This window comes from Aeromonas cavernicola (genome assembly GCF_002795305.1).
Classification (GTDB): Bacteria; Pseudomonadota; Gammaproteobacteria; order Enterobacterales; family Aeromonadaceae; genus Aeromonas; species Aeromonas cavernicola.
This window is the reverse complement of sequence record NZ_PGGC01000171.1, coordinates 1-11856: the sequence shown is the minus strand read 5'-3', so window position 1 is coordinate 11856 and position 11856 is coordinate 1. Positions and strand designations below refer to the sequence as shown.

The window sequence follows — 11856 nt, the reverse complement described above, 5'->3', positions numbered from 1 at the left end:
ATAAGAGACAGGGTTGGGCCAGCAGCTCTATGTGTCGTTGAGCCTGTTTCGTTACGATCAAACCGCCACGCTGGTCCTCGCCATCTTGCTACTGGTGTGGCTGGCCGAGGTGATCAGCCGTCGCACTCGCTTACCCAGACCGAGCCATCAGCTGCGGGACTGCCAGATCTAACACCGTGGTTATGTGAACGCGAGCTGCCAATAAAAAGCCCGCTGGTTTGCACCAGCGGGCTGCGTTTAGCGATTGGCCGACCGATCAGTCTTTCTTAGCCAGCAGGAATTGCACCAACTGGTTGAACTGCTCTTGGGACGTGATGGATTCGATTTTCACCATGTACTTACCGTTAACCACAAAGCTAGGCACGCCACGGATGTTGTAGCTCTCGTTGTTGCGATCAAACTGGGAGACCATGCCAGACACAGCAAAACTGTCGACGGCGCCGTCAAACTCTTGGGCGGGGACGCCGTTGGCAACAAACAGCTGCTTCACGTCACTGCGATCTTTTGGCGGTTTACGGTCAGTGTGGATGGTACTGAAGATAGCCGGCGTCAACTTGGTTTCAACGTTCAGCAAGTTGGCGACCGCGTAGGCACGCTGCAGCTCAGGACCCATGTCGCCACCCATGAAGTTCACGGGGTTCTTCTTCATCGGCACGCCTTGCGGCAGGCTTTTCTTCAGATCTTCAACGATAGGTTCGAATTTCGCGCAATGTGGGCAGTAGTAGGAGAAGAACTCCATCACTTCTGGTTGCGCGGTGCTGGTTTGCTTGACCACGTCATAGTTTACGCCTTCCTTAAATTCGGGGGCGGCGTGAACCATGGGGATCATCAGCATGGCAGCGAGGAAAAATAGGACTTTTTTCATGATGTTTCCTGTTAAGGGATCACTGTGAGGCACGCCCGGCGAACCGAAGCAGTGCCAAGCCTATTGCGTCACCTTGCTGCCGTCAATGGTAAACCGCTCGCGCTGAGGTTGGCCGCTCACCAGCTTGGAGCTAGGGAGAGTGGCGGCGCCTTGAGGGCATCCAGCTGGTCGTGCAGGATGGCGATTTGCTGGCGCCAGTAGTGATCGGTATTGAACCACGGGAAGTGGCGGGGGAAGGCGGGGTCTTCCCATCGGCGCGCCAACCACGCCATGTAGTGGATGATTCGCATCGCCCGCAGCGGCTCGACAAGGGCTAATTCGCGGGAGTCAAAGCTCATGAACTCCTCGTAACCCGCCAGCAGGGTATCGAGCTGGATTTGCTGCTCGTGGCGCTCGCCACTTAACATCATCCAGAGATCCTGAATCGCAGGGCCAGTGCGACAGTCGTCGAAGTCGACAAACATCGGGCCATCGCGCCACAGGATATTGCCCGGATGGCAATCGCCATGCAGCGAGATTTGGGCCACCGCCAAGGTCATGGCCTCACCCACCCGCTCGATAAGCTCATCGAGTACGGCAAAAAATGGCTGCTGTAGCCCGCTCGGTAGCCATTCCCCCGACGCCAGGACCTGACGGGGTTCGTGCAGCATGTTCGTCACATCGAGCCGAACACGGTGCTGAAAGGGGCGGCTGGCCCCGATTTGATGGATGCGACCAAGATAGCGCCCCACCCACTCCAGCTGGTCGAGGTTATCCACTTCAAACTGGCGCCCGCCCACACTCTGCCAGATGGCAAATGAGTAACCCTGATGGGTCAGGAGAGTCTCACCCGCAAAGGCAAGCGGAGCGGCGACGGGGATTTCGGCATCATGGAGCTGCTGGGCAAACTGGTGCTCTTCGAGGATCTGGTCGCGGCTCCAGCGACCAGGGCGGTAAAATTTCACCACCAAGCGGCGGCGCGTCTCATCTTGAAATTGGTAGACCCGATTTTCGTAGCTGTTGAGCTCAGTCAAGCCAGAATCTAAGCACAGGCCGCTGCGCTCCAGCGCATCCATGATGAGGTCGGGAGTGAGGTCGGCATAATTAAAACGCATATCGTCCACCATAAGAAAAGGGCGCTGTTGCGCCCCATTCTATCATCACTCGCTGGTCGCGGCGGCGGCCATTACAGGCGACTGATAAACTTGCTCGCTTGGCGCAAGCTGCCCTTGCTGTCATCAGGGGCAGCACCATCGCGCTTGAGCACGAATTGAATATCTAGGGTTGGCCGCTTTAGCTGGTAAGGGTCAACCGCCAAACTGACCGGCAAGGTGAAGATCTCACCGGCTTTGAGGGTGACTTCACGGGGACCGAACCATTGATGTTCCGGCAAGCCTTCGACATCCAGTTGATAAGTCTGGGGGTGGAGGGTCTTGTTGAGAATTTTGAGGGTGTAGGTGTTTTCGATTAGCCCCTCGCTGTTTTCGCGGAACAGCTGGTTGCGATCCCGCAGGATGTCGAGCCCCATCGGCATGATCGACATGGCGTTGTAGACAAATACCCCCAGCATGACAAGCATCACCAAGCCATAGCCAATCAGTTTTGGTCGAGCCACATGGGTAGAGTCGTTGGCGAGTTTGTGCTCGGTGGTATAGCTGATGAGCCCTTTCGGATAACCCATCCGCTCCATGGTCTGATCACAGGCATCGACGCAAGCCCCGCAGTTGATGCACTCGTATTGCAGGCCATCTCGAATATCGATCCCCGTGGGGCACACTTGCACGCACAGATCGCAATCAATGCAATCCCCCAAGCCCAGCGCTGCTGGGTCTGCTTTGCGGCTGCGGGCACCCCGGTTTTCACCGCGTTTGCGGTTGTAACCCACGATAAAAGTATCTTTGTCGAACATCGCCGACTGGAAGCGGGCATAAGGACACATATGAATGCACATGATGGCGCGCATCCAGCCTGCGTTGCCGTAAGTGCAGGCCGCAAAAAACAGCACCCAAAAACTGACCCAGCCGCTGGCCTGCAGGGTAAAGAAGTTAGGCACCAGCTCGAAGGCATCTTGGAAATACGCCACGAAGGTGAGCCCGGTACCCAGCGATAGCAGCAGCCAGGCTAAGTGCTTGCCGCCTTTGCGTGCCAGTTTGGCTGCCGACCACGGCGCAGCGTCTAGCTTGCGGCGTTTGTTGGCGGAGCCTTCGAGCTTTTCCTCAAACCAGATGAACATGAAGGTCCAGACCGTTTGTGGGCAGAGATAACCACACCAGACGCGACCAAGAAAGGTGGTGATGAAGAACAGACCAAACGCGGCGATCATAAAAATCCAAGCCAGCAGGGTCAGATCTTGCGGCCAGATTGTGGCGCCGAAAATGTGAAATTGTTGATGGCCGACATCAAACAACACCGCTTGTCGACCGTCATAACGCAACCACGGCAGGGTGACAAACAGGGCCACGAAAAACCAACCCATGATGTTACGTAATCGCTGCCAATAGCCGGTTTGCGCCCGGACATAGATGCGCTGACTGGGATTAAACCGGTCATCACTGGCTTTGAAGGTATTGGGGTTGAACGTGCCGGTCACGCTCTTGTCGGTGACATCCTTGATATCGATTTTTTCATGGTCGGCCATTACAAAACATCGCTCTCTTAGTTGTTATGGGGCGGATTATATCTTAAACAGCCGGTCATGGCAGACCGGATCTCCGGCCTCTTTTTTCCGCTGTTGGCTGGCCTGCAACCAACCAGAGTGATGCCGCTTAACCCTGCTTTTTCCGTGAGGGGTTATCTGTTCAAGACGACCCCTCTCGTTAACCGACCGTTATTTGGGGGCTGGGGTGGCGGCCAATTCGCCGGGGAATGACGCGGCTTGTGCTAAGCCCCACTGGTAGCCATCTAGATCGGCAATCAGGGCAAACCGATCCCCCCAAGCAGCTTGATGTGGTGCCTGTAACAGGGTTGCCCCCGCTTGTTGAGCATTAGCGACGGTGCTGTCGAGGTCTTTGACGTAGAGGTAAAAGTAGCGTTTGCCTTGGCTGAGGTCGGCAGGGGGAATAGTGGCATTGCCTCTGTCGGCTGTGGCTTGCTCGGCGGGAACGAACATCAGCACCAATTCCCCTAAATAGCTCATCTCGACATGCACGGGGAGCCCCTGCTTAATCACTTGGTCGCGCAGCTCAAAGCCAAATGCTTGTTGGTAAAAGCGTTTGCTCTGCTCGGGGTTTTGCACCGTCAGGTGGGGCGTCAGGAGGCGGGATGATAGCCAAGGCGACCCTTTGCTCTGAGCGTGCAGAGCCTGTTGTTGGGCCAGCGAGGAATCTGTTGCTGCGTCCGCGCAGCCAAACAGGATGAGCAGTGTGATGGCGGCACTGGACCGAGCTAATCGAACCATGGGGGATCTCCATGTTATGGTCTGTGGATCGGCGAATAAGGTGTGGCTAGCGTGTTGTGTTAACGCGTCGTGCTTGCGTGATCGCGCGTTATTGTTGCCCCTACGCAGGCCAAACGCACCTCACATGTTAATAAAATGTGATCAAAAAGGCTTTATGACTTATCACCCAGCACGTGGTGGAGTGGTCATTCTTTCTGATGTTGACAGGAGGGCAGCTCAATCGTGCTGGTATGCAGCTAGCGTGATGAAGGCGGCGGGAGGAGCAACGGACTCATTCATTGCTTAATGAGATCGAGATGTGCTTATCGGGTCAAAGGCTGGCATGATGCCACGGTTTTTTGCCATACGGCCAACATGCTAATTAAAGAAGGGATTATGAAGACAACACCGTCAATTTTGGGGGGCGCCTGTATTATCGCCAGCGTTTGCGTTGGGGCAGGTATGTTGGGATTGCCGAGTTCCGGTGCTGGGGCGTGGACTCTCTGGTCTGTGCTGGCCTTGGTTGTCACCATGATCATGATGACCCTCTCTGGTTGGATGCTACTTGAGGCGTTTCAGCATTATGAGATGCGAGCCTCTTTCAATACGGTCGCCAAAGACCTGCTGGGCTCGCGGCTAAATGCCTTCAATAATCTGTCGGTCTATTTTGTCGGTGGCATTTTACTCTATGCCTACATCACCTCTTCTGGCGCTATCTTGCAGGGATTAACTGGGCTGGATAGCAAGCTTGCCTCCATCCTGTTTGTGGCCGTGTTCTCGTTTGTGGTGTGGCACTCGACCCGCGCGGTGGATCGTATCTCGGTCGTGTTGATTGCGTTCATGGTTCTCAGCTTTGCTTTTGGGGTGTTGGGGCTGCTAGGCAATATCAATCTCGTTACCCTGTTCGATCTCGATGGTAAAGAGAGTCACTATGCGCCTTATGCCATGGCGATGTTGCCAGTGGCGCTTACCTCATTCGGTTATCACCACTCGGTCGCGTCACTGCGGGCCTATTACCAAAATGAGCAACAGGCGAAGTGGGCGATGTTGGGGGGCACGGTGATCGCCCTTGCCCTTTATGTGCTGTGGTTAGTGGGGATCTTCGGTAATTTACCGCGCCAAGAGTTTGCCCCTGTGATCGCCCAAGGGGGAGAGGTCAGTGCCCTGCTCTCGGCGCTCTCTGGGGTTATCGAGTCGGAAAAAGTCGCCAGCGCCATTAACGGCTTTTCCATGGCGGCGATCCTCTCGTCCTTTATCGGGGTTGGCTTAGGGGTGTTCGACTATTTGGCGGATTTTTTCAAGTTTGCTGATAGCCGCAGTGGGCGCTGCAAAACGTGGGCGGTTACCTTCTTGCCGCCTCTGGCCCTCTCGCTGTTATTTCCGTTTGGTTTCTTGTTAGCCATCGGCTATGCCGGTGCGGCTGCCACCATTTGGACCTGCATCGTACCCGCTTTGCTGGTATTACGTGCTCGGGCACGGGCCACTAATGGTGAAGTGCATCCTCGCTTTACCACGCCGGGCGGCAGAGTGATGGCTTACTTGTTGATCTTGTTTGGTTTGGCCACGGCGCTATTTCACTTTATGGCGATGGCCAACCTGTTGCCGGTCTACGCTGGGCATGGTGGTTAGTCTGGCGGTAGGCTGTTAGTAGCCATCGCCGCGGGTGGTGGTAACAGGGCGGGATGTTGAACACGCGGGCTCAGCCCATCCTAACAACGGGGAGAGCCCCTAAATCTGGGCCATGCAGGAAGGTGACGTCGCCGTTTAGCAAGATCTTGGTGATGACGGCCGATAACCGCTGATGGTTGATAACAGAGGGGGGCAAATCTATGGCCTTTTCCCGCAATGCCCGCGTAACGATGAAGATGAGAGTCAATATGCAGCAAAAGAAACAGGGTCGCGTGGCCCACCTTATTCACTTTTTGCGCCAAGATGGTCGCCATTTTGCCCATTTTGTTTGGCGCCGAGTTGAGCAGGATAAGGTCACGGTAACGGCGGGTTATCTGGCTTATGTCACCCTGCTCTCGTTAGTGCCGATGGTCGCCGTGGTGTTTGGCATGATGTCTGCTTTTCCGGTATTCCAGAGCCTGAAAAAAGAGATGGAGCAGTTCGTCTATCACAACTTTGTACCGACTGCTGGCGAGGTGCTCAAAGAGTACATCGACGGCTTTGTTGCTAACGCGACCAACACCACAGCGGTGGGGATCGGCGCGCTGATCGTGGTTGCGCTGATGTTGATCTCAGCCATCGATAAAAACCTCAATGCGATTTGGCGTGCAACCCAGCGCCGTCCCTTGGCGCAAGCATTTGCGATGTATTGGATGATCCTGACCTTGGGGCCAGTGTTGATCGGCGCCAGCATCGCCATCTCGTCGTATATTTTTTCGCTGCGTTTTTTATCGCAAGAGAGCCTGTTTGGTATTGGTTATCTGCTGCTACGGGGCTTACCTTTCTTCTTCTCCGTGCTCACCTTCTTGCTGGTCTATACCGTGGTGCCCAATTGCAAGGTGCGGCTAGCCCATGCCTTTGTCGGTGCCTTGGTGGCTGCCACCCTGTTCGAGTTAGCCAAGCGTGGCTTTGCCATCTACATCACCAACTTCCCCTCCTACCAGGCCATCTATGGTGCGCTGGCGACCATCCCGATCCTGTTTGTTTGGGTTTATCTCAGTTGGCTGGTGGTGCTACTGGGGGCGGAAACCACCTCCTGTTTGGGGGAGTATCAGCAAGCAGCCAGTAAGGAGCTGGGCTAAGCCATCGTCTTATCACCGCTCCCATTAGGCTATTTAGCTCACTATTTTGGCCCTGCTTCGTGCTCGAAATCCTCACGTACTGCGTGTACGCTGCGGTTTCTTGTGCGCGATGCAAGTCCAAACTGGCCGCGCCAATAACGCCTACTGGGATAGGTTCTTAGCCAGCGATTTATTGGTAGCATCGACGACCGCCCCTGCCATCGAGCTGGGGCGGTCGTTCTGTTTGCAGAGGAGAGGGATGTGATTGCATTGATTCAGCGGGTCAGCGAGGCCAGCGTGACTGTCGAGGGGGACGTCACTGGTGCCATCGGTCAGGGACTGCTAGTGCTGCTAGGGGTGGAGCAGGGGGATGACGAGGCCAAGGCCGACAAGCTGCTGCACAAGGTGAGCGGCTATCGGGTCTTTAGTGACGAGAACGGCAAGATGAACCTTAATGTCAGCCAGATTGGCGGCAGCTTGCTGGTGGTCTCCCAGTTCACCTTGGCGGCCGACACCATGAGCGGGATGCGCCCCAGCTTCTCTGGGGGGGCTCACCCGAGCGAGGCTAAGCGGCTCTATGACTACTTCGTGGCCAAGGCCGCCGCCAGCGGCATCCCGACCGAAACGGGCCGCTTTGCTGCTGATATGAAGGTGGCGTTGGTTAACGATGGCCCGGTGACCTTTTGGTTACAGGTCTAAGGATGCGGTATCCCGTGGCATGACGTGGACGATCACGTTGATGAATCCCGGCACCGGATAGGGGGTCGCGGGACCAATCCATTGTTCGATGAGTTGCAGCGCTTGGTTCAATTCCAGCACGGTGCGTGGCAGCAAGTTAATCAGCAAAGGGCCGATTAGCCGAGGAGCCAGCGCCTGATAGAGCCGCTCCTGAAACAGCTGGGGCGGGTTGCCATCCTGGCTAAACAGGTCGAGCAGGATCAAATCGTAGTGCTGGTCGCTTTGCTCTAAAAAGATCAGTGCATCGGCATGATGCAAAGTGATCGCCGCTGTATTTTGCTGCGCTGGCGGTTGAAAATAGTGGCGGTAGAGGGTAAGTACCTCTTCATCGAGTTCGACGCACTGGTGCTGGGCTAATGGCCAACGCTGCTGAAGATAGCGAGTTAAATCGCCGCCACCTAGGCCTAACTCTAGGATCTGTTCTGCCTGTGCTGGCAGCAGCCAAGCAATCACATGTTGGTGTGGCAGGCAAAGTCGCGTAGGTTCAATCAGGGGCATGACCGACTGCACCACACCATCTATCTCAAGCCAACGGTAATCACTATTTTGTTGCACCATGAGGCGGCGCTCGCCTTTAGCGCTGAGGTGTAGTACCTGCTCCGCTTGGTAGGTTTGCAGATTGAAGTCCATAAATTTGCACGGCAAGATGGTTTTCGACCAGTGTAACTCAAGGATCTTACTATGTACCGGGTGGTCACCCCCCAAACGGCAGCCGAACTGGATGCCTATTATCAGTTGCGCTGGGAATTACTGCGTAAACCGTTCAACTTACCCATTGGCTCCGAGCGAGATGAGTATGACAGTGTGGCGATTCATCGCATGATGTTGGCGCCCGATGGCACGCCGATTGCGGTGGGGCGGCTGTTTATTGGTGGTGATGAGGCCCAGATCCGCTTCATGGCGCTGCGTCCTGAATGTCGTGGTCAGGGGCTTGGCACCCTGATGGTGGACGATTTGGTGCAACTGGCCGCTGCCGAGAAGGTCAAGCGGTTGGTGATGAATGCCCGCGAAGAGGCGGTGGAGTTTTATCGCAAATGCGGGTTCCTTGAGGTGGGCGGCGGGCCGGTGACTTTTGGCCGTATTCCTCATCGGCAAATGATCCGCTCCCTTGCCCCCTTGCAGACCATTCAGTATCGCCCCGAGTGGTGCCAAGACCTGACCACGCGCTGGGCGCGGGGGGTGCCCATTAGTGAAAAGATGGGGATGGACATCAGCCATTACGATGGCCAAACATTCCACCTGAAAGCCAATCTAGCGGCCAATATCAACGTTCATGGCGCCATGTTTGCTGGCAGTATTTACAGTCAGTGTGTCTTGGCAGGCTGGGGGCTGATCTGGTTGCAGCTGCGAGAGGAGGGCTTGTTAGGGGAGCCTGTGCTGGCAGAGGGTAACATCACCTATCACCACCCGGTTGACGAAGCGCCGGAGGCGCGGGCGGCGCGGGAAGGGATGCCTGCGGTACTTCAGCCGCTCAAGGCCGGAGAAACCGCCCGTTTTAGCTTGAAAATCCGCTTGTATAGCGGCAGCAAACTGGCGGCAGAGTTCCTCGGTCAGTATGTCGTGGAGCCCGTCAAGCGCGCGAGCCACTAGCGAGCACCACCGCAATCCTGACCTACCGGCAAGGCCTCATCACGAGGCCTTGCGCAGTTATGGCGTATTGGCTGTCGTGTCAGGCTGGGCCTGCGCCGGTCTCCATAGGGGGCTGTCCAGCCCTTGGGCGGGATAACTGAGCCCTGCTGGCCATGTGCACTGATTCTGCTGGTTTAAAAGAGCCAATGTCAGGGTGGGGCGTTGCAGTGGGCCACGCCACTGGCTGGTCAACTCGGCACAGCCTTTATCGTTGAGCACCCCCAGATCCAGCCACCACTGCTCATTGACTAAGTCGACGCGCCCTTGCAGTGCCAGCAAGTGAGTGATAGTGGTTGCGCCCGCCTGCTCGATGTGGAGCTGGCCATCGGCAATCTTGCCTTGCATCTTAATGCGGTAGAAGGGAGTGTCGCCCCCCTGCATTTTTTGCCAGAGCTGGGATGGCGTGAGGGTTGGCGGAGTGGCGCCCTTAAACCATTCATCTAGCAAGGGATCAATTTGTACCTTATCCCAGAACGGCTCAGTGGCATCGAAGCTGACACGTCCCTGCAGGCTGCGCCGCCAAGCGAGATCCCGATCAGGGGTCGAGGCTGTTGTGCTGCGAATCCCCTGTAAATCGATACTGAGATCTGCGCTACCCGTAAACGAAGTGGGAATTTGCCACACCGGGCGCAGCAGCTTGCGCCACTGTTCGAGGTCCAGCTTGCTGGCTTGCAGTTGCAGGCGGCTAGTCTGACCGGGTGCTCGGCCCCACTGGCCACTGAGACTAAGGCTACCTTCATCTGGCAGCGATCCCGTCAAGGTGTTGAGCTGCCAAGCGCTTGGCGTCAGCTCAGCGTCTAACACCCCTTTACGGCTACTGAGGCCATCCCATACCAGTTCGAACCACTTACTCTCGATACGGGCCCGGCCCAGCAGTGGGTTGAGCTGGTTAGCCCGCAGGCTCAAGTCGCTTAAGTAGAGCTGCCAACCGGTCAGTGACAGCGGCAGCTTGTCATCAAAGGAGAGGACCTTCAGCTGGTCGAATGCCAGCTTACGAATGTCAATCTGCTGAGGTAGCCAGCCTTGCCAATCTTGCCACCATTGCTCAGGCAGGCTGATGTCCATCCCGCTTAATGTCATGTCTTTGAGGGTCAGTTTTTGCTGCTGGGGATCAAAGGCGAGATCCACCGAAAATTCACCGTCGTAGGCGTTACCCTGCAGTTCACCATCAATTAGTTGGGGGGAAAAACTTAGCTTGCCCTTGATCGCTTCTAGCTGGAACAAGCCGCGTCCCATGTCTTCTAGGGTACCGCTCAGATAGCCGGTGGGCGGATTGCCCGCCTGCCAATTGAAGGCGGTGAGCTGGCCTGAAAAATTGTTAAAAGAGAGCCCCTGCTGGTTGGCATTGATGCTGATGGCATCGAGCTCGCCACGGTCAACCGTGATATGACGCAGCGGTAATTCATGCTTCGCCAAGTCGTCTAACTCAAGTTTGATACCGCGGCTCTTCAGGTTATCAAGCTGCAACTGACGAGCGGGCCAGTCCAATACCATGCCAGTTTCCAACGCCCCGTCAAACAGGTTGGTGACGAGCTTGTCACTGCGCAGTACCCCCTCTGCCAGCTGCCCTTGCAAGCTAAGACGGGTCAAGGTGAGTGACGGCGTGTCTAGTTGGCCGACGGTCAGATTCAGGTTGGTATAGGGCTGACGTTGTGGGTCGATGACCCCCCAATCACTGAGGGTCATGTTGACCCCGCGCAGGGTGAGCTCGTCACTGCTCAAGCTTAAGTTGTTGATATTGCTGTCGGCAATAGTCAGTGTGCGGATAGGCAGAGTAGGCAAGGCGTTGGGCAGTGGCAGGGTATTGGACTGGCCNNGGCAATGGGCCCCTTGGCCCGCTCCGCATCGAACAGACCCAGTCCAACCCAGATGAACAGCAGTAAAAATGCGAAGGTGTAGAGCAACCGACGTAACCAGCTTTTCATTATCCTGACCTCCCTTCGTTGAGGATGGGGCCACCGCCATCGTGATTAAGGGTAGATGTTCGTCCGAACATGGCCCTGATGGCGTGGCTTACGCATTGGAGTAGTGATCTCGCAGCCCTAGCCAACGGCGGATCAGTGGCTCGACGTGCTGGGGGTGCTTATCCATCACGAAGCGCGCCATTTTCTGCACCTGTGGAATAAGCGGTTGATCCCGCACTAGATCGGCGATCTTCAGATCCGCGAGGCCGGTTTGGCGGGTGCCGAGCAGTTCCCCCGGGCCGCGCAGTTCCAGATCGCGCTGGGCAATAAGGAAGCCATCGTTGGTCTCCCGCAGTACCCCGAGCCGGCTCTGGGCTGTCTTGGACAAGGGGGCATGATAGAGCAGCACGCAGTGGGAGGCCACCGCCCCTCGGCCAACCCGCCCGCGCAGCTGGTGCAACTGCGCCAGCCCCAGTCGCTCCGGGTTCTCGATGATCATCAGGCTGGCGTTGGGCACATCCACCCCCACCTCGATGACGGTGGTGGCGACCAGCAGTTGCAGGATGCCAGCCTTGAACTCCGCCATCACCCGCTGTTTTTCGATCGGGCGCATTCTGCCGTGCACCAGCCCGATAT

Annotated in this window: 10 protein-coding genes and 1 pseudogene; 5 read left to right on the top strand and 6 right to left on the bottom strand. The window is 56.4% G+C overall.

Annotated elements, in window-relative coordinates; all coding sequences use genetic code 11:
* Window positions 1–10: 10 nt before the first annotated feature.
* Window positions 11–172, top strand: a pseudogene (locus CUC53_RS16205) (phosphonate ABC transporter permease); the annotation flags it as partial.
* Window positions 173–256: 84 nt separating this feature from the next.
* Here the strand turns inward: CUC53_RS16205 and CUC53_RS16200 are convergent.
* From CUC53_RS16200 to CUC53_RS16185, 4 genes are all read right to left on the bottom strand, one after another.
* Complete coding sequence (locus CUC53_RS16200) at window positions 257–865, bottom strand: thiol:disulfide interchange protein DsbA/DsbL (RefSeq protein ID WP_100295090.1); 609 nt, start codon at window positions 863–865, stop codon at window positions 257–259.
* A 116-nt stretch (window positions 866–981) separates the two neighbouring features.
* Window positions 982–1971 carry a serine/threonine protein kinase gene (locus tag CUC53_RS16195; RefSeq protein ID WP_100295089.1) on the bottom strand — a complete coding sequence of 330 codons (990 nt, stop codon included), beginning with the start codon at window positions 1969–1971 and terminating at the stop codon, window positions 982–984.
* A 59-nt stretch (window positions 1972–2030) separates the two neighbouring features.
* Window positions 2031–3482 carry a cytochrome c oxidase accessory protein CcoG gene (gene ccoG / locus CUC53_RS16190; protein WP_100295088.1) on the bottom strand — a complete coding sequence of 484 codons (1452 nt, stop codon included), beginning with the start codon at window positions 3480–3482 and terminating at the stop codon, window positions 2031–2033.
* 189 nt (window positions 3483–3671) lie between these two features.
* The gene (locus tag CUC53_RS16185) at window positions 3672–4241 is read right to left on the bottom strand and encodes a VOC family protein (RefSeq protein ID WP_100295087.1); all 570 of its coding nucleotides are present in this window, start codon (window positions 4239–4241) and stop codon (window positions 3672–3674) included.
* Between the two features lie 375 nt (window positions 4242–4616).
* On the opposite strand from CUC53_RS16185, the gene CUC53_RS16180 reads away from it, so the two are divergent.
* The 3 genes from CUC53_RS16180 (at window position 4617) to dtd (ending at window position 7648) form a co-directional block, all read left to right on the top strand.
* Window positions 4617–5849 carry an aromatic amino acid transporter gene (locus tag CUC53_RS16180; RefSeq protein ID WP_100295086.1) on the top strand — a complete coding sequence of 411 codons (1233 nt, stop codon included), beginning with the start codon at window positions 4617–4619 and terminating at the stop codon, window positions 5847–5849.
* 248 nt (window positions 5850–6097) lie between these two features.
* The gene (locus CUC53_RS16175; RefSeq protein ID WP_100295085.1) at window positions 6098–6970 is read left to right on the top strand and encodes a virulence factor BrkB family protein; all 873 of its coding nucleotides are present in this window, start codon (window positions 6098–6100) and stop codon (window positions 6968–6970) included.
* A 240-nt stretch (window positions 6971–7210) separates the two neighbouring features.
* Entirely contained in the window at window positions 7211–7648 is a 438-nt protein-coding gene (gene dtd, locus CUC53_RS16170) for a D-aminoacyl-tRNA deacylase (RefSeq protein WP_100295084.1), read from the top strand.
* On the opposite strand, the gene CUC53_RS16165 is transcribed toward dtd, so the two are convergent.
* Entirely contained in the window at window positions 7637–8317 is a 681-nt protein-coding gene (locus CUC53_RS16165; RefSeq protein ID WP_100295083.1) for a spermidine synthase, read from the bottom strand. The genes dtd and CUC53_RS16165 overlap by 12 nt on opposite strands.
* 51 nt (window positions 8318–8368) lie before the next feature.
* On the opposite strand from CUC53_RS16165, the gene CUC53_RS16160 reads away from it, so the two are divergent.
* On the top strand, window positions 8369–9277 hold the full coding sequence (locus tag CUC53_RS16160) for a bifunctional GNAT family N-acetyltransferase/hotdog fold thioesterase (protein WP_100295082.1): 909 nt from the start codon (window positions 8369–8371) through the stop codon (window positions 9275–9277).
* A 2052-nt stretch (window positions 9278–11329) separates the two neighbouring features.
* Here the strand turns inward: CUC53_RS16160 and CUC53_RS16150 are convergent.
* Window positions 11330–11856: helicase-related protein (locus tag CUC53_RS16150; RefSeq protein WP_272896773.1), on the bottom strand; the 527-nt coding region annotated here is incomplete at its 5' end.

Excerpts from the sequence above, each read along its gene's own strand:
- CUC53_RS16195 (WP_100295089.1), bottom strand. The coding sequence starts at position 1,971 with ATGGTGGACGATATGCGTTTTAATTATGCCGACCTCACTCCCGACCTC.
- CUC53_RS16180 (WP_100295086.1), top strand. The coding sequence starts at position 4,617 with ATGAAGACAACACCGTCAATTTTGGGGGGCGCCTGTATTATCGCCAGC.
- CUC53_RS16175 (WP_100295085.1), top strand. The coding sequence starts at position 6,098 with ATGCAGCAAAAGAAACAGGGTCGCGTGGCCCACCTTATTCACTTTTTG.
- CUC53_RS16165 (WP_100295083.1), bottom strand. The coding sequence starts at position 8,317 with ATGGACTTCAATCTGCAAACCTACCAAGCGGAGCAGGTACTACACCTC.
- CUC53_RS16160 (WP_100295082.1), top strand. The coding sequence starts at position 8,369 with ATGTACCGGGTGGTCACCCCCCAAACGGCAGCCGAACTGGATGCCTAT.
- CUC53_RS16200 (WP_100295090.1), bottom strand. The coding sequence starts at position 865 with ATGAAAAAAGTCCTATTTTTCCTCGCTGCCATGCTGATGATCCCCATG.
- CUC53_RS16185 (WP_100295087.1), bottom strand. The coding sequence starts at position 4,241 with ATGGTTCGATTAGCTCGGTCCAGTGCCGCCATCACACTGCTCATCCTG.
- ccoG (WP_100295088.1), bottom strand. The coding sequence starts at position 3,482 with ATGGCCGACCATGAAAAAATCGATATCAAGGATGTCACCGACAAGAGC.